Source organism: Ravibacter arvi, assembly GCF_039540405.1.
GTDB lineage: Bacteria > Bacteroidota > Bacteroidia > Cytophagales > Spirosomataceae > Ravibacter > Ravibacter arvi.
This window is the reverse complement of sequence record NZ_BAABEY010000024.1, coordinates 198,970-216,529: the sequence shown is the minus strand read 5'-3', so window position 1 is coordinate 216,529 and position 17,560 is coordinate 198,970. Positions and strand designations below refer to the sequence as shown.

Here is a 17,560-nt window from a genome sequence, read left to right as displayed (position 1 = left end):
AATATAAACAGTACTCTTTATGACATCATCCGACAGACAGCGGCTGGAAGCTCTGGCGAATAAATGGCTGAAAGGTAATATTACCCTGGAAGAGGAGGAAGAATTCTCGGCCTGGTACAACCGGGACCAGGACCTACCGGTCTTTGTTCCGCCGCACGCTGCCGGATCCGAAGAGGAGCACCGCGAAAAAATCCTGACAGAAATAAGGCGCAGAAAGCAACGCATACCGTATACCGGTTGGTGGGGGCGCGGCGCGGCGGCGGCACTTCTCCTGCTGGCACTGGCCTGCGGTGGTTTTCTTTTTACCTACGGGTACAAAAACCGGGCCGGTAGAGTGGAGAGCGCTATCTCCGGCGATGTGGTACCGGGCGGAGAAAAAGCTACGCTTATTTTTGACAACGGCCATTCGGTCAGGCTGGACGAACAGCAAAACGGGGTTTTAATAGATGATCACGGGGTGAGGGTCAGGAAGGAAGACGGCATGGTGGTTTATGAGGCAACTGGTCCCGGACAGGCAAAGACCGGTTACAACATCATTACTACGCCCCGGGGCGGGCAATATTCGCTGCGCCTGCCTGACGGAAGTACGGTTTGGCTCAATGCCGCCTCGTCGCTTCGCTACCCGACACGCTTTACCGGCGGTAACCGGACTGTAGAACTGAAAGGTGAAGCTTTTTTCGATATTGTCCCGTATGAAACTCCGGGCAAGGGGGGGGCCGGCAAAATCCCTTTTGTGGTGAATGTGCACGGAAAGCAGACTGTAACCGTACTCGGCACCCGGTTTAACATCAACGGATACGATGACGAGCTGTCGGTAAAAACCACGCTGGTCGAGGGAAGTATCGAGGTCCTGGCCGGGAAAGGAGAATCAACACGACTGAAGCCCAATCAACAATCGACTCTGGCCAGCAATGGCAGGCTCACCGTCACGGAACGCCCGGATATGGAAGAGGCCATCGCCTGGAAAAACGGTCAGATACTATTCAAAGACACTGATATAAAAGACATTATGCGCCAGATTGAGCGTTGGTACGACGTCGATGTAGTCTACCGCGACGAAATACCGACCAGGCTTTATAACGGCGGAATTTCCAGAAATTCAAAACTGTCAAGCCTGCTGGAGATACTTGAAACCAGCGGGATCCGCTTCAAGGTCGAAGGAAAGCAGATCATTGTTACCCGTTAGGAAACGGTGGGAAACTGCGCGACTTTCCGCAGGGAGGAAAATTGAACTTATTTACTTTTGCAGCTGTCAGGCCACCGGAAAGAGAAGAAAAAACAAATACAATCAACTGGTTTTAAACAAAATAGCATATCGCATGATAAGAACCGTTACCTGACCCCATGCCCATAAAAATGCCGGAAGCGCTTCCAACACTTCCGGCCGTCAGGGCAAATTCCACAAAGCTCTAATTTGTTACATTTTACCTAACTCATACAAAACTATGATTTTTTGTATTAGCAGCGGTTCTTTTTCCCGGGAATTGAACCGCTTCAGCCTCTTTATGAGGATAGTAGGCCGGGCGCATTTCACCAGAGCTGTCCATCGGAAAATCATCATGCAAATTAAGCTCGCCTCCTTCTTAATTTTGCTGGCCTGTGTTCACGTGTTCGGGGAAAGCTATTCTCAAAAAGTCTCGCTTTCAGAGAAAAACGCCTCGCTGGAAAAAGTTTTCAAAGAAATCAGGAAGCAGAGCGGGGTAATTTTCTGGTATGAAAGCGGTCTGCTAAACAATGCCGGGAAAGTAAACATACGCATTAAGAACGCATCGCTGCACGACGTACTGAGCCACGTATTTGAAAATCAGCCTTACAGCTTCAGCATCGTTGAAAACACGGTAGTTATCAAGCCCAAAAAAATCCGGGACGGCATGTCCCAGGCAGGCCCTTCGCACCTCCCGGCCATGCCGGCGCGTGAAACCATCGCTACCGGCCAGGCATGGCAGCGCATTGCTGCCGCATCAAAAATAAAGATGCCCGATGCGCAAGCCATACCGATCCGCGGCAGGGTTACCGACGAAAAAGGGGAAGGCCTTCCGGGCGTAAACATCCTGGTAAAGGGCACGCCCCAGGGCACGGTCACGGACGGGACCGGGGCCTTTGTCCTGGACGTCCCGGGGGAAGATGCGGTGCTGGTTTTTTCGTTCGTGGGGTATCTTCCGGAGGAGCGGACAGTCGGCAGGCAGACATTACTCGACGTTTCAATGAAGGTGGACCAAAAGGCACTGGAGGAGATCGTAGTGGTAGGCTACGGGGAGCAAAAAAAGGTAAATGTAATCGGTTCCGTAGCCCAGATCGGGTCGGAGGCCCTGGAAAACCGGCCTGTCACCCAACTCGCGCACGCCATTACGGGGCAGATGCCGGGTGTTACGGTGACCGTTCGGTCGGGGCGGCCAGGGGCTAACCCCGGCACAGTAAGAGTCCGCGGGGTTGGTTCATTCGGCGCAACTCCCGACGCTCTTATCCTGATCGACGGTATCCCGGGTAATATGAACGATATAAACCCGGAAGACATCCAGAATATCTCAGTTTTGAAAGATGCATCGGCAGCAGCTATATACGGCGCCCGCTCAGCAAACGGAGTCGTTTTGATCACGACCAAAACCGGGACTTCCGGGAAGGTCGCCATTTCCTACAACGGCTACGCCGGCTTCAACCAGGCTACGGAACTACCTGATTTTGTAAATTCCTGGGAGTACGCCGAGATGTATAACATCGCCTCCGGCACCAACAGTTTTACAGCCGATGATATCGAAAAATACCGGAACCAATCGGACCCTGATAATTTTCCGAACACCCGATTCCTGGATCAGCTTTTCTCCCGGAAAGGGATACAGACCGGGCATACCGTCAACCTCAATGGCGGAAATGAAAAAACAAAGTACTTTCTCTCGGCAGGCTATCTTAACCAGAAGGGAATTATCCCCAAAAACTCCTATGAGCGCTATAACTTCAGGCTGAACCTCGAAAACGACCTAGGCAGGAATTTCTATTTCACTACCCGGCTGAGCGGTTCATTTGATGAGCGGAACGAGCCGCAGGCCACTGCCAACAAGGGCGGGGAACTTACCGATCAGCTTATACAGAATGCCATCAGGTATCCCGCCATATTTCTCGGGCAAGGCTCCGGCGGCGACTACGGCATCGGCCCCGAAAGTGGCGGTACGCCCGTATCATGGCTTGCGTCGGCTTCCTATCTGAAAAGTCCGAGAACCAGAATAGGCACCAATTTCAAGCTCGACTGGAAACCTGTCAAAGAACTTGTTTTCTCTGCTATAGGGGGTTACAATTTCGACTTCCTGGAAGAAGTGTCCTACCGGTCGTCACAAAAGCTCAACGACCAGATTAACATCAGGCAGTCTAACCTGAACCAGTTCCGCAACAAGGAAATATTCAGGACGGCCCAGCTGCTGGGAAAATATTCCAAAGACATAGGGCGAGCGAGAGTCGACCTACTTGCAGGATATTCTTTTGAAAATCAAATAATTAACAGAATGTCGGGCTATCGCCAGGACTTCCCCAGCAACGACTACACCTATCCGTCAATGGGAGGCGCCGACAACCAGCAATTTAACGGGATGGCGGAAGAATGGGCGATACAATCCCTGTTTTCAAGGTTAAAGCTGAATATTTCCGACCGGTATCTTTTCGAAGGGACGGTGCGCTATGACGGTTCGTCGAGGTTTCCCGACAACAACAAGTATGCCGTGTTCCCGGCATTTGCCGCAGGGTGGCGCATTTCCGAAGAAAGCTTCCTGAAAAACCTTTACTGGCTCTCCAATTTGAAATTGAAGGCTTCGTGGGGAATACTGGGTAACCAGAATATAGGCAACTACCCCTACCAGACCGTATTGGATTCGGACCGGAATTATCCTTTCGGAAGCGCTATTTCCACAGGTGCGGCCTATTTTACCTACAAAGACGCCAATATCAGATGGGAGTCGACCGAAACAACGGATGTTGGAATCGAAGCCGGCTTTTTTAAGAACAGCCTCGGGGTGAATGTTACGTATTTCAGCAGGAACACAACGGACATCCTGTTCAAACCTTCATCCAGCGTATCGTCTGTACTGGGCGTAGGAATCAGCGAAACCAACACCGGTCAGGCTACCAACAAAGGCTGGGAATTCGATGCCTCTTACAGGAACAGCTACCGTAAGCTGCAGTACTCCGTGAGGGGTAACTTTTCGGTTATCAACAACAAAGTAGTCACGCTCGGCCTGGGCAATGTAACGCAACCCAATGGCCTGGTAGGGAACGGGTCCGATCTGTTCGTAGGATACCCTATGGAAATGTACTACGGTTATCTTTCTGACGGCGTTTTCCTTGATCAGGACGATATCAGCACGTGGCCCAACCAGACGGCCATTACGCCGAGGCCCCAGTCAGGAGACCTCAGGTACCGGGACGTGAGTGGTCCCGATGGCGTGCCCGACGGGAAAGTCGACCCTATCTATGACAGGGTGTTCCTGGGCAGCCGGATCCCGAAGTATACCTACGGTTTTAATCTCGATGTCAAATACCGGGGATTCGACCTGGGTGTATTCCTGCAGGGGGTTGCAGGTGTACAGGGACAGCTGACCGGCTATGCAGACGTTGCTTTTTTCAACCTCGGGAATATCCAGCGGTGGCAGATGGAAGGAAGATTTAATCCCGATCAACCGGTAAGGCACCCGGCATATCCGCGTCTTGAAGTCGTAAGCAACAGCGGTACGCCCAATACCGTGACTTCGGATTTCTGGGTGCTGAATGCTTCCTACCTGCGGCTGAAAAATATTCAACTGGGCTATACGCTGCCGGCCGGGGTGACCAACAAACTTAAAATCAACCATGTCAGGATCTATTCCAGCGTTGAAAACCCGGTTACCTGGAGTAACTACCGGCCCGGCTGGGATCCCGAAATCAATACCGGCGGAGCCTACTATCCCATTCTCTCTACTTATACGTTCGGTCTTAACGTGAGGTTTTAGGGGTGAAGAATGAGGTTCCAAATTGACAAAACCAGTGATAAACAAAAGCCATGAGCCGTGAGGTTTAAGCCCTGAGCGGCACAAAAAAGATGATGAATAAAGCAGCCGGCATCCGCTCACTCTCACAGCTCACAGCGCCCGTCGCTGCGGCTCAAACCTTTCAAACAAATGAAACTCAGGATTAAAAAATACATGATGTCGGGTGTCCTGGCCCTGTCGCTCGCTTCCTGCGACGACCAGCTCAGACAGTTCCCGACAAATTCCTTTGCGAAAGACAATTTCTGGACATCGGAATCTAACGCCCTGATCGCGCTGACAGGTATGTACCGCGGCGGAATTACCTATCCCACCAATACGGTCCCCAATGACTGGTGGTCTTATTTCGGGAGTGTTTTCCTGGAATTCGCTACCGACAACGCCTATGACCGCCGCGGAGACAATTCCACCTTCAACCGCCTGACCAATGGTACCCTGCTCGCCAATAACAACGTAACAGGCGGGTATTGGTCGGGATCCTACAAGCGGATCGCCATTTGCAACGACTTCCTGGAAAACATCGAAAAAGTGGCGATGGATGATTCCAAAATCAAACGTATGGCCGCCGAAGCCAGGTTTATACGCGCCACACAGTACTTCTATCTCTCCCAGTACTGGGGCAGTGTGCCGCTGGTAACCAGCACGCTGACGCCCGACGAAGCCAACAATGTAGACAAAGCCACCAAAGCCGCGGTCGTGGCATTCGTTGTGGAGGAACTTAAGCTCGCCGCCGCCGACCTTCCCCGCTTCAGTGCTTTAAGTGCAGGCGAACACGGAAGGGCCAGCAAACAGGCCGCGCTGGCTTTTTTGGGCAGGATCATGCTGAGTGAGAAAAAATTTGCAGAAGCAGCAGATGCTTTCAAAACAATTATCGACCTGGGCGATAACGCGATAGCTCCCAATTACAAGACTCTTTTCATTCCTTCCGGAGAGGCGAGCAGCGAAAATATCTTTACGCTCAAGTATCTCGGTGGACAGGCCGGAAATGCGCTGCCTCAACACGCTTATCCCGCCATGTCGGGCGGCTGGCATATTTTCAACCCGCTGGGAAGCCTGGCAGACGAATATGGCTTCAGCGACGGAACGGCATTCTCCTACGACAGCCCGAAATTCAACTACAAGGACATGGGAGCCAACCGCGACCCGAGGTTCAGAGATACGTTCCTCTGGGACGGGTGCGCATTTGCCGGGCAGAAGTATGTCTGTCACCCGGATTCCGTGAATTCGCTTGACCAGCTGACCTATTCCAAGCAGGCAACACGAACCGGCTACGGGCTACGTAAATTCTTTGACGAATCGTTTACGGGCGGTCTGATTGCCGACTACGGCGGAGACATACCGGTGGTTCGCTATGCTGAAGTTCTATTAAGCTACCTGGAAGCAAAGCTCGAAGACGGAGCCCCTATTACACGGGAGCTACTCGACGAGACCATCAACCAGGTACGGGGCAGAGCATCGGTCGGTCTGCCGCCGGTGACTGCTACCGATCCCACGGCACTGAGAACAATACTGCGCCGCGAAAGAAGAATCGAGCTGGCTTTCGAAGGCCACAGGCTGTGGGACCTGCTAAGATGGGGAATTGCCGACCAGGCACTGTCGGGAGATTTCTGGGGCGCCGCTTTCCCGGACTCCAAACGTTACCCTACTGCTTCCAAGAAAACCGACCCGCACTTTCGTTGGTTCGTAACGTCGAAAAATTTCAGAAAAGGACAGGATGAAACCTGGCCGATTCCCGAATCCGAAGTGAATGTCAATCCGAAGCTGGGGAAATAAGGCTGTAAAAAACATCTGTCCGTCACCATTTAACGTCTGTTGATTTTGGAAAAAAAACGATTTTATCAATGGGTATTGGGAAGTATTTTGCTGGTATCGGCAGGCTACACCGGTTCGATTATTCCCAGGGTCTTCCAGAATGATGTACCGATTGTGCAACAGGAATACCTGAAAGCTTACGGGAAGCGCGAACCGGTAAAGCCAGGTAAAACGCCGCAGCCCAACATCCTGTTCATCACAAGCGACCAGCATTACTGGATGCGGATGGGTTACAATGATCCTGCAATCAGCACGCCCAACCTCGACCGGCTTGCTAAATCCGGCCTGATTTTCGACAGGGCCTATACCTGCAACCCGGTGTGCACGCCCACGCGGGCCTCGATGATTACCGGCCTTTACCCTTCCCAGCACGGGGCGTACGCGCTGGGGACCAAGCTCCCCGAGACGGTGCCCACTATCGGCAACTACCTCCAGGAACTGGGATACAAGTCCGCAATTATCGGGAAAGCCCATTTCATGCCCCTGGAGGGAAGCGCGGAATACCCGTCCCTGGAAGCTTATCCTGTTCTCCAGGACCTGGATTTCTGGAGAAAATACCACGGCCCTTTTTACGGGTTTGAACGAGCCGAACTGGCCCGGCCCCACGGGGATGAATCGCACGTAGGCCAGCATTATGCCATCTGGATGGAAGAAAAGCTAAAAAAAGAGGGGCGCTCGCCGGTAGAGTGGAAGCAGTGGTTCAGGAAACCCGATCAGTCGAAATTTGCAAATTCGAATCCGGCCATGCGGAAGGCTATGAACGCCAATGCCGCCACGGGTGAAGCGCAATACGGCGCCTGGAACATTCCGGAAGACTACCATCTCAACTCCTGGATCGCCTCCAGGACCATCGCCAACCTCGATATGGCGAAAAAAGAAGGGAAGCCTTTTTTCATCTGGGCAAGCTTTTTTGACCCGCACCCCCCCTACCTGGTATCAGAACCCTGGGCTTCCATGTACAAGCCAGAAAACATGAAACTGCCTGATGTGCCCGAAGGCGATATGGAAGACATGCCCTACCACTACCGCATGACCCAGAAAAACGGAAAGCGCGGCTGGGGGTCGCAGTATTTCGAAGACGGCCAGGGAGTTCATGGCTTCAACATCCAGGCAACCGATAAGGAAAAAGCCCGGAAAGACATGGCAATCTACTACGGCATGATATCCATGATGGACAAATACATCGGCCTTATCATCGATCATCTCGACAGAACCGGGCTAAGGGAAAATACAATTATCGTGTTTACTACCGACCACGGGCATCACATAGGCACCCATAATTTATACGCAAAAGGTGGATTTGCGTTTGAAGAAGACCTGCGGATCCCTTTTATCGTGTCGTGGAAAAATCATGTTCCCGCCAACAAAAGGACAGATGCGCTGGTCTCTGTAGTCGACCTGGCGCCTACTTTTCTTACCCTGGCCGGAAGGGAAAAGCCTATGACAATGGCCGGGCTGGATGTTTCACCGTTATGGCTCGGAAAAACCGAACACATACGGGACTGGGTAATCGCGGAAAATCATTTTCAGCGCACAAAATTTTACCAGAAGAGCTATATTGAAGCCCGGTACAAGGTTACCTGGTACATGCAAAGTGATGAAGGCGAGCTTTTTGACCTGGAAAAAGACCCCGGGGAATTCAATAATTTATGGAATCAAAAAGAATACCAGGAACTCAAGCTACAACTTTTGCAACGGGCTATGAAAGCCGACATGGCGAAAGAAACCTGCTGGATGCCCAGGATCGGCCCGGCCTAACGATTGTCTTAGACCGGCCATTGTTCTCATCTAAAATATTCTCATCAATTTTTACCGACGAAATAGCCATGAGCTTTGAGGTATTAGCTACAAGCGGCACACAAACGGCTGATGAATAAATAGCTCACCCCTCACTGCTCACCGCGGTCCGCCGCTGCGGCTCAAACCTTTTTATACAAATGAAAGCTATCATTAACCTTTCCATGCTGGCATGCCTGGTGGCCTGCCAGGCCAGTCCTAAAGAAAAGGAGGACGCACCGGAAAAGCCCAATATCATTGTTATCAACCTCGACGATCTAGGGTATGGAGATGTGGGTGCCTATGGGGCCACTGCCTTGAAAACTCCCAATTTCGACCGTCTTGCCCGCGGCGGCCTCCGCCTCACAAGCGGCCACGCAACATCGTCGACCTGCACACCCAGCCGGTTTGCCCTGATTACCGGTTCTTATCCATGGCGAAACAGCGAAGCTAAGATTCTCCCCGGAACGGCGCCACTGATCATCGATACCACGCAGGCGACTATCGCCTCGGTATTGAAAGACGCGGGCTATCGAACCGGCGTGGTAGGCAAATGGCACCTGGGATTGGGCAACGGGCATGTCGACTGGAACAAGCCTATCTCACCGGGGCCCAACCAGTTGGGCTTTGACTATGCTTACATTATGGCCGCGACGCAGGATCGTGTACCCACCGTGTATATCGAAAATGGCCTCGTTGCGGGTCTGGAGCCCAACGACCCCATCGAAGTAAGCTACGAAAAAAATTTTGACGGCGAACCGACAGCCCTCACCAATCCTGAAATGCTTACTATGAAATGGCACCACGGCCACAATCAGAGCGTTGTAAACGGTGTACCGAGGATCGGCTATATGAAGGGCGGGAAAAAGGCGCTTTGGAAGGATACAGACATGGCGGACCATTTTTTGACAAAAGCCCGGAATTTTGTGTTGAGCAATAAAAATCAGCCGTTCTTTCTTTACTATGCCATGCAGCAGCCGCATGTACCCCGCACACCGCACCCCCGTTTTGCGGGCACTACCGGCATGGGACCACGGGGCGATGCCATTGCGGAAGCCGACTGGTGTGTAGGGGAATTGCTGAAAACCCTCGAAGAACAAAAGCTGCTTGAAAAAACGCTCATCATCTTCACAAGTGACAACGGACCGGTTGTGAATGACGGGTACTATGACGACGCCGTGGAAAAGCTGGGCAAGCACACCCCTTCCGGGCCGCTGAGAGGAGGAAAGTACAGCCTCTACGAAGCCGGGACCCGCGTTCCCTTTATTACCTACTGGAAAGGTACCATCCAGCCGGGCGTATCGGACGCTCTCGTCTCTCAAGTCGATCTGCCGGCGTCACTGGCCGCACTTGCCGGCACCCGGTTTGAGGGAAAAGACAGCCGTGACCTCCTGGATGTCTTCCTGGGAAAAAGCGACAAAGGCCGGGAAAACCTGGTACTGGAAGCCTCGGGCCGCACAGCGCTGCGCCAGGGGAACTGGGTGTTGATCCCGCCGTATAAAGGTCAGGCACTGAACAGGCACGTGAACATCGAGCTCGGAAACGCACCTGAATACCAACTATTTAACCTGGACGACGATATCGGGCAACGGCAAAACCTGGCTAAAGAAAACCCGGAAAAGGTAAACGAAATGGTTAAGACACTCGAAAGTATACAGGGAAAGCGGGCAGGTGATCTCCCGGAGCTGGAATTAAAATAAGCCGCAGTGCCCGGACTGAATCGGCTCAATCCTTACCCGTTACAACCTTTACATCGCTAAACATAAACGCATTGTCGCTGACCCGAAGCGGCTTGCCGCTTGCTGTCGTCACGTTGTTCAACACGACTTCCTGTGTTTTCATGTAGGGGAATTTTTCCTCGTAACTGCTATCGGTCATAGCCGGATTAAAGTTGGCGAAGATGGTCGGCCCCTGGTAGTTTTCGGGGTGGTTGGTGTCGTCAATACGCAGATTCTCAAAGACAATCCGGCGGGGCATATAGCATTGGTAACCAAAATCATGTTTGCCGGTATAGGTCCCGCCGATCAGGCTGGCCGCCACGGGCCTTCCGCCTGCAGGCACAAAAACACAGTTACGGATTATAAAGTCGCCTTGCCAGGTACTTCCATAGTCCGAACGGAGGTTCACCATCGTTCTTCCCCGAATGGTGCTATTCTCCACAATGAGTGTACCGGTGCCGATGGCGTTGATCCCCATGTGGCCCAGTGTAGAATTTCGGATCGTTGCGTTGGCGACACCCTGATGGGCGTCAAAACGCGAAAATATACATTTGTCATAAAGAATGTTCTTGCAGAAGTTGGAGCTCATGACGCCCCAGTAACGGCTGTCATTGATGTCATTGGTCTGACTGCAATTGATAACTGATACGTTTAGCGCACGGTTCATGGACAAGTCATAGCTTCCCATAGACACCGGCTTGCCGGCAGCCCCGATGGTAGAATACATGCGATGCCCGGTTAGCACTGTGTTCTGTACGGTGACATAAGCACATTCGCCGACCGTGATAAAACCGCCATACGGAGCACCGTGTTCACCTTCCCCGGTAATGCGGTGCTCTAAGCCGTCGACCAGCACGTTGGAACGGCGGACCGCAATATTCCGGGCATAATAGGTATATTTTGATTCCGCCTGGTTGGCAATAGTTGTGAAGCGCCCACCTGTAATTTTCAGGGGTTTTTCGTCGATCGGGAGGACACTTGCATCCGTAATCTGGTCAAAGTCCCAGATAATCGGGGCATCCATGTCCACATTCCCGTCTTTATCAACTACGAAAATATCGGTCTGCGCAGAACCGTTGTTCTGGTTCAAACCGAAGCGGATATAATGCTTGACATTGGAATTGGTAACCGTAACCAGGCTCGGGCCTGAAAGCGGGATATCCACGCGTTTCTGGTTTTTTTTCAGCGTAGACAATGTTTTCACTTTGTAGGACTTCAGGTTGGAGTTTACCTTAAAAACCGGAGCATTGCGGTCTTCAACCCCTGTGTCGTCAATAATAAACGCGGCATTGCCAAAATCTGTATCGGTGCGTACAATTGCGGTCCGGCTTTTTCCCCCGATATAATAGGTAGCGCCCGCCCCGGCTTTTACGGGCAGAGCATTTTCGTTGGCGAAGGCATGGGCCGCGGCGATTGCATCAATATCGTCCGCTTTACCGTCGCCTTTTGCCCCGAAGTCGCGGTAACTGACATAACCGGCTGCCTTTATCCGGGAGAAGTCCTTCGACGAGACCTCGAGGCGCAACGTGTCGCTATCGCCCGAACTTACCTTAGTTTTTTTACTTCCGGTGGTGATAACCACTTCTTCCCGCACTCCCTTTTGCTGGCCGAACAACGCAGCGCAAACTCCCGACAGAAAAAAAACAAGAAAAAAACGCTTCATAAATTTCAGTATTCGATTTAGGAAAAACTTGGTGAATCCGGGGACCATCTCCGTACAAACTGCAAAAATTAATCAGAAAACACAAATCCGGCTTTCAGGGTCTAACCTTGTAATCAGGTGACGATGCGGTCTTTTCTCCTGACAAGGCTGTAAACTTCCAGGTCAACATATTGGCCGTCAGCGAGCAACTCTCCGTCCCGTTCTATCCCCTCCAGAAAAAACCCGGTTTTCCTGGGAATGTTACTGCTCGCTACATTTTCAACCGCGCATTTGATCTGGATGCGGTTCATATCAAGGTCCTCGAAAGCGTAGTCAACCAACGCCCTCACCGCCGCCGTCATCACTCCCCTCCCCCTGAACTTTTCCGACAGCCAATAGCCAATTTCACACCTGTGATTGGAATGATCTATGCCTTTCAAACCGATTAACCCGGCGAACCGGGATTGGCAGTTAATTACAAACACGATTTCCCGTGACCCTTTTTCATAGAGCGACCTTACAAAATCCTCCGAGTCACTTATCCCCCTGGTATAATCTACAAATGGGAGCCATTTGCGGAGCGATCTTCGTTCCCGATCGATCGTCGCGAAAAGTTCGGTCGCGTCAGAAAGCAGGATCTGCTTCAAAAACACCGTCTCGTTAACCTCAATCGTCACCATAAATTGATCGAACAGGCACCTCTTCAGAATGCCATTTGTTATAGGTAGTCAATATCAAACAGCTCCGACATTTGCATCCGGAAAAGGCCGGGCGGGGAAAGGCGCATCATAAAATTCCGCAAGTTGATTGCCGTCCTGTTTTCAAGGTGCGAGATTTTCCCCATAATCCTGCTTCTTTCAACAATTGCATTGACGCGCCTCCTCCTTACTTTCTCGTACCGGGAGAAGGCATCGGCGGGATTCAACCCCCCGGCGAGCAGCTTTCCTAGGGCATAGGCGTCTTCAATGGCCTGGCACGCCCCCTGCCCCAGGTTCGGTGTCATGGCGTGGGCGGCATCGCCGAGCAGGCACACCTGTTGCTTTTGCCATTTCGGGATTGGCTTCAGCTGCTGTATGCTGCTGTAATGCAGCGTCTCCGGCGGTGTCATGCGGATAAGCTGCGCTGTATCCGGGTGAAACTCGGAATAAAGCGTTTCGAGATTCGTCTCCGGCGCGTGCGGAATACCGGCGTTAATTACCGCGTACCAATATACTTTTTGTGTGTCGATGCTCACAAAACCAAACCGCTTGCCTGCGCCCCAGGCCTCCATAGCCTGGTTCAGATACCTGTTGCCGAAAGGATTGTCACATACCCCGCGCCAGCAACGCTGACCGGCATCCAGAACAGGCGCGCTTTCGAAGCATGCCGACCTTACCACCGAATGAATGCCGTCGGCCCCGATTAGTAGGTCTGCATAAACCCGGTCGCCATCTTCAAAAAACAGCTCCCATCCTTTGCCCCTGCCTCGTGTCACCCCGGCCAATTTCCTGGCCAAAACCAGTTCTTCCGTCACCTCGGCCGCCAATAATTCCTGGAGGGCCGCGCGGTGAATAGCAATATTCGAAACCCCGTATCGCTTCTCGAAAGAGGTGAGATCGACCCCGGAAATTTCACGGAACGTATGGTCGGAAATCACCATCCTGGAAATCCGGTGGCCTGCATGGGTAATCTTTCCCGCCAATCCTATACTTTCGTATACCTGCATGGCATTGTTGGCAATGGCGATGCCGGCGCCGACCGGCCTGATTTCGGGAGCACTTTCGTAAATCCGGACCCGGTAACCCAGCCCTTTGAGGATGATTCCCGCAGTAAGGCCGCCAATACCGGCACCAATGATCACAATCGACATCTTTTCCAATATTACTGCTATTTTACAAGACGTTATCCCGTTCTAAATTGTAATTTACACTAATTTTAGCGACTACTAACCATGGAAAAGGCAAAATACACGACTGTAGATGACTATATCGGGAGCTTTCCCGAACAGACCCGGGAGCTGCTGAACCAAATACGGGCTACCATACAGGCAACAGCGCCGGAGGCTACCGAAAGCATTAGCTATGGTATGCCGGCTTACAAGCTGAATGGAAAGCCGCTGGTCTATTTTGGAGGCTATGAACACCATATCGGCTTCTACGCCACACCTACCGGGCACCATGCATTCAAAGAAGCGCTTTCACGGTATAAGCAGGGTAAAGGATCTGTTCAGTTTCCGCTTTCGGAACCTATGCCCCTGCAGCTCATCGCCGACATCGTAAAATTCCGTCTGGCGGAAAAAAAGCCGTAGCGGGAAACTTAATTTTCCTCACGTCTGCCGGTACCCCGGTGTGAAATCAGCCGGTATTTTCTTCACACACCTGCTAACCTAAGGAAAAACACTTATACAGGTATAAGCAGACTCATCCCTGTTCTGCTCGTTCTTGCATTCTGAATGAAGCAAGCAAAACGACGTAGGGATATTGATGCTTACATCACTGCGAAAGTCAAGAAACTTCGTGAAGAAAAAGGAATTTCACAGGAGAAACTGGCTTTCCATATTGGTGTAAGCAATAGCTACGTTGCGCAAATTGAAAGCCCGAAATACAGAGCCAAATACAACTTGTACCATCTGATCGATATCATCGGGCTCCTCGAATGCTCCCCTTCGGAAATCCTTCCGCTGGAACCGCATTAGCCCGTCCCGGCATTACATCCTTCTCCCGTCATGTATTGCCCCCGGGATATTTTTTTCCCGAAAACCCATGAGGCGGTAGCCGCTCCCGAAAAGGCGTTGGTTTTAATCAGACATCTCTTTATTTTGCCGGAATCAGTTATAAAATGCTGCCCGGACTCAACATGCCAGCCACACTTTCACTACGGAACGTACAGAAAAGCTTCGGCGACCACAAGGTACTCCATATTCCTGACTGGCATATCGGCGATGGTATCTATTGGATTCAAGGAGAAAACGGCGCCGGAAAATCCACCTTGTTCCGGGTGATCGCGGGTATGCTCCCCTTTCATGGCGAAATTGTGCTGGACGGTTACTCCGATCTTCGCAAGGCCCCGGTCGAATACCGCCTGCGGGTATGCCTGGGAGAAGCAGAGCCGCTATACCCCGCTTTCCTGACCCCGGCAGACCTGGTCGGCTTTACCGCCTCCGCCAGAAAGAGCCCGCCCGGACAGGCCACGGCCCTGATGGAAAAACTGGGTATCACAGCCTACAAAAACCAGCCGGTAGGGGCCTGTTCAAGCGGCATGTTAAAGAAACTATCGATCGCCCTGGCTTTTTTGGGGAGCCCCCGGCTGATTATCCTGGATGAGCCGCTGATCACGATTGACCGGGAAGCAAGAGATAATTTGTTTGACCTCATCAGAGACTACCGCGAACAGTCCGTCACATTCCTGATATCATCGCACCAGCTCTTCGAGACGGGTAATATAGCGCTTACCGAACGATACCGGCTTCAAAACACAAACCTGGTCAGGGTAGGTAACGAAAAATGAAAACGCTTTACCGATCAACCGTCAGCGAATTTTACAGGCAGCACGCCGGTTTTTTTCTGGCCGTAATCCTGCTCGCGTTCGGCTTTCTGTCCGGGGGAGAACACAAAGCGCTGGCCATGTTTTTTGTCACCGATAAAACCGGTCCGCCGTACCTGGCGGCAATATGGGCTGCTTATTGGGTCCTGGTCAGGGTATTCTGGAGCTCACTCTGGGCCTCACCTCCCTATGTTTTCATTTACCAAACCAGGCTACTGCCTCCGGCCATCCGGTTTTACAGACTGGCAGTACTGGCCGCCGGACTCCTGCTCCCCGCTATTGCCTACGGTATCTGGATCATCGGCAATGCCGCACAAGCGGGTCTTCTCCCGGGTGCTGTAAAGGTTACGGGCATCCTGCTGATCTATTGGGCTTGCCTGGTTTTCAGCGCGGACTGGCAACTCAAACATCAGAATATTGCGGCTAACCGGAAAAGTCTCCCGGTCAGGTTCTGGTTTCGGCGCCCTGCTTCGTGGATATTCTGGACTGCGGAATGGCTTATCAGGGAAAAAGGACTGACACTGCTTCTCTGCAAACTCGGGGTCACACTTTTTACCATATGCACCCTACTTTACTTCGGTACTGACGACTATGACATACGCCTGCCTGCCATCGGCCTGTCAATCGCCACGCTGGCCAACATCGGTATTTCCTACGAAATATGGCATTGGGAAAACGATATCTGGCGCTGGCGCCGTTCTCTTCCAATCCCCCTCCTGACGCGGGCATTTCTGCTCATCGGTATTCATTTGCTTATCCTGGTGCCCGACTTTCTTTTGTCGATCCGCTACGCGAACGGGCTTCTTACTTTCCCGGAGCTCGCGCAGCTTTTCCTTCTGCAACTTGCCATTCTGCTGGCCTATCACGGTCTCCTATATAAAAAAGACGCGCCGCTGGACGAGTCCCTGGGCGCTGTCTTTAAATGGGCTATCGTTTTAACGCTTCTGATACTCTACCGTGTGCCACTACCTGCATTAGCTGCTTCGCTATTGCTCTCCGGCGGCTGGAATTATTACAAATGGGCGCCATAAGAACAACGCTTCAAATCATTCCAAATATCTTACGAAACCTGAGCAATGCTTTTCCAGCCCAGCGTCGCGATGTGTAGTAAGCGGCATAAACAGCGGATTGCAGCCGCACCGACAGACCGAATTTCAAAGGATAATAGTGCTGCTCAAAATAGGCTTTCGCATCCCGCTCCGTTAAATCGTAAAGTTCCCGGTCTGAGTAGGAACTCACACCACTACCGGTGTAATTAAAGGGCGAATGCGTGCCGTGGTCTTCCAGGATTACCTGCTTGAAAGCATACCCTTTGTTGACCATTTGATAGAACCAGACCGTACCTAGATCGGCCCCGTCCCAGACCGCACCGAAACAAACGCTATCGCCTTCGGGGAGACATTCTTTCCGGTAAATCGCCGTATTGATAAGCGCCGCATGTTCATTCATGCGGCACTCAGGCAACGGAAAAACGCGGCCATTTTCCACCAACCTGCGCCCTATATCAAGCCTTCTCAGGTCCGGGTAACGGTTGGCCAGTTCATAATAGGTCTCCGCTGTAACTTTGTGTTCCTGGAAAGTATAGCCGTTGCAGCCCTGTCCATGATGAAGCGGGCAGTTCCAACACTGGCCCAGTGACCCGATGCCCGCATAGGTGTGACCGGTATCATTCATATAGGCCATCCGGCTCCCCACCACATCTCCATGAAAAAGAACGTCGTTATGAAGCACAAGCAAATACTTCTTATCGGTATGCTCCAACGCATACTGAAACGGCAGACTCCACCGATAAGCATCGTCATTTTTTGCCCGCTCGTAGTCAACACCGCCCAGCCCGTAGAAGTACGCGGGTTTGTATACCACTTTCTTATAGTCTCTGAAAACGTCAAGCACCTTAAAAAAGCCGCTTACGTCGTTGTGAGGCTGCATTTTCTCATGAATCAGGTATATCGTGTCGATATACTGACCGGAGTAGTGAAGCAGGCTTTTGATTGTAACAATTGTGTTGTAGGCTTTCCCATAGAACAAGACGCAAACATCCACCTTCTTCTCAGAAGTATTATTCATGACGATATGTGTACGTG

The 17,560-nt window shown here is 51.8% G+C and carries 13 protein-coding genes; 9 read left to right on the top strand and 4 right to left on the bottom strand.

All coding sequences use genetic code 11. From position 1 onward, the window contains the following. Positions 1 to 19: 19 nt before the first annotated feature. The 5 genes from ABD852_RS13090 (at position 20) to ABD852_RS13070 (ending at position 10,294) form a co-directional block, all read left to right on the top strand. Complete coding sequence (locus ABD852_RS13090; protein WP_345029598.1) at positions 20 to 1,186, top strand: FecR family protein; 1,167 nt, start codon at positions 20 to 22, stop codon at positions 1,184 to 1,186. A 319-nt stretch (positions 1,187 to 1,505) separates the two neighbouring features. Continuing rightward, positions 1,506 to 4,970 (top strand): TonB-dependent receptor, encoded by a 3,465-nt coding sequence (locus ABD852_RS13085; RefSeq protein WP_345029597.1) that lies wholly within the window; start codon positions 1,506 to 1,508, stop codon positions 4,968 to 4,970. A 168-nt stretch (positions 4,971 to 5,138) separates the two neighbouring features. Then, complete coding sequence (locus tag ABD852_RS13080) at positions 5,139 to 6,779, top strand: RagB/SusD family nutrient uptake outer membrane protein (RefSeq protein WP_345029595.1); 1,641 nt, start codon at positions 5,139 to 5,141, stop codon at positions 6,777 to 6,779. A 45-nt stretch (positions 6,780 to 6,824) separates the two neighbouring features. Further along, positions 6,825 to 8,576 carry a sulfatase family protein gene (locus tag ABD852_RS13075; protein WP_345029593.1) on the top strand — a complete coding sequence of 584 codons (1,752 nt, stop codon included), beginning with the start codon at positions 6,825 to 6,827 and terminating at the stop codon, positions 8,574 to 8,576. 179 nt (positions 8,577 to 8,755) lie between these two features. Further along, positions 8,756 to 10,294, top strand: a complete 1,539-nt coding sequence (locus ABD852_RS13070) for a sulfatase family protein (protein WP_345029592.1) — start codon at positions 8,756 to 8,758, stop codon at positions 10,292 to 10,294. 25 nt (positions 10,295 to 10,319) lie between these two features. On the opposite strand, the gene ABD852_RS13065 is transcribed toward ABD852_RS13070, so the two are convergent. The 3 genes from ABD852_RS13065 to ABD852_RS13055 form a co-directional block, all read right to left on the bottom strand. Continuing rightward, entirely contained in the window at positions 10,320 to 11,975 is a 1,656-nt protein-coding gene (locus ABD852_RS13065; protein WP_345029590.1) for a hypothetical protein, read from the bottom strand. Between the two features lie 113 nt (positions 11,976 to 12,088). Beyond that, positions 12,089 to 12,634 (bottom strand): GNAT family N-acetyltransferase, encoded by a 546-nt coding sequence (locus ABD852_RS13060; protein ID WP_345029589.1) that lies wholly within the window; start codon positions 12,632 to 12,634, stop codon positions 12,089 to 12,091. A gap of 38 nt (positions 12,635 to 12,672) precedes the next feature. Next, positions 12,673 to 13,803, bottom strand: a complete 1,131-nt coding sequence (locus ABD852_RS13055) for an FAD-dependent monooxygenase (RefSeq protein WP_345029657.1) — start codon at positions 13,801 to 13,803, stop codon at positions 12,673 to 12,675. Between the two features lie 81 nt (positions 13,804 to 13,884). Between ABD852_RS13055 and ABD852_RS13050 the strand changes: the two genes are divergently transcribed. The 4 genes from ABD852_RS13050 to ABD852_RS13035 all read left to right on the top strand — a co-directional run bounded on the left by ABD852_RS13050 (position 13,885) and on the right by ABD852_RS13035 (position 16,507). After that, a complete protein-coding gene (locus ABD852_RS13050) occupies positions 13,885 to 14,241 on the top strand; it encodes an iron chaperone (RefSeq protein ID WP_345029587.1) in 357 nt (118 codons plus the stop codon). Positions 14,242 to 14,385: 144 nt separating this feature from the next. Further along, positions 14,386 to 14,628 (top strand): helix-turn-helix domain-containing protein, encoded by a 243-nt coding sequence (locus tag ABD852_RS13045; RefSeq protein WP_345029585.1) that lies wholly within the window; start codon positions 14,386 to 14,388, stop codon positions 14,626 to 14,628. Positions 14,629 to 14,789: 161 nt separating this feature from the next. Continuing rightward, positions 14,790 to 15,440 (top strand): ABC transporter ATP-binding protein, encoded by a 651-nt coding sequence (locus ABD852_RS13040; RefSeq protein ID WP_345029583.1) that lies wholly within the window; start codon positions 14,790 to 14,792, stop codon positions 15,438 to 15,440. Beyond that, entirely contained in the window at positions 15,437 to 16,507 is a 1,071-nt protein-coding gene (locus ABD852_RS13035; protein ID WP_345029580.1) for a hypothetical protein, read from the top strand. The genes ABD852_RS13040 and ABD852_RS13035 overlap by 4 nt, the downstream gene beginning before the upstream one ends. Positions 16,508 to 16,517: 10 nt before the next feature. On the opposite strand, the gene ABD852_RS13030 is transcribed toward ABD852_RS13035, so the two are convergent. Further along, positions 16,518 to 17,543 carry a hypothetical protein gene (locus tag ABD852_RS13030; protein ID WP_345029579.1) on the bottom strand — a complete coding sequence of 342 codons (1,026 nt, stop codon included), beginning with the start codon at positions 17,541 to 17,543 and terminating at the stop codon, positions 16,518 to 16,520. Positions 17,544 to 17,560 lie beyond the last annotated feature (17 nt).

Excerpts from the sequence above, each read along its gene's own strand:
- ABD852_RS13090 (WP_345029598.1), top strand. The coding sequence starts at position 20 with ATGACATCATCCGACAGACAGCGGCTGGAAGCTCTGGCGAATAAATGG.
- ABD852_RS13085 (WP_345029597.1), top strand. The coding sequence starts at position 1,506 with ATGAGGATAGTAGGCCGGGCGCATTTCACCAGAGCTGTCCATCGGAAA.
- ABD852_RS13080 (WP_345029595.1), top strand. The coding sequence starts at position 5,139 with ATGAAACTCAGGATTAAAAAATACATGATGTCGGGTGTCCTGGCCCTG.
- ABD852_RS13070 (WP_345029592.1), top strand. The coding sequence starts at position 8,756 with ATGAAAGCTATCATTAACCTTTCCATGCTGGCATGCCTGGTGGCCTGC.
- ABD852_RS13065 (WP_345029590.1), bottom strand. The coding sequence starts at position 11,975 with ATGAAGCGTTTTTTTCTTGTTTTTTTTCTGTCGGGAGTTTGCGCTGCG.
- ABD852_RS13060 (WP_345029589.1), bottom strand. The coding sequence starts at position 12,634 with ATGGTGACGATTGAGGTTAACGAGACGGTGTTTTTGAAGCAGATCCTG.
- ABD852_RS13055 (WP_345029657.1), bottom strand. The coding sequence starts at position 13,803 with ATGTCGATTGTGATCATTGGTGCCGGTATTGGCGGCCTTACTGCGGGA.
- ABD852_RS13050 (WP_345029587.1), top strand. The coding sequence starts at position 13,885 with ATGGAAAAGGCAAAATACACGACTGTAGATGACTATATCGGGAGCTTT.
- ABD852_RS13045 (WP_345029585.1), top strand. The coding sequence starts at position 14,386 with ATGAAGCAAGCAAAACGACGTAGGGATATTGATGCTTACATCACTGCG.
- ABD852_RS13040 (WP_345029583.1), top strand. The coding sequence starts at position 14,790 with ATGCCAGCCACACTTTCACTACGGAACGTACAGAAAAGCTTCGGCGAC.
- ABD852_RS13035 (WP_345029580.1), top strand. The coding sequence starts at position 15,437 with ATGAAAACGCTTTACCGATCAACCGTCAGCGAATTTTACAGGCAGCAC.
- ABD852_RS13030 (WP_345029579.1), bottom strand. The coding sequence starts at position 17,543 with ATGAATAATACTTCTGAGAAGAAGGTGGATGTTTGCGTCTTGTTCTAT.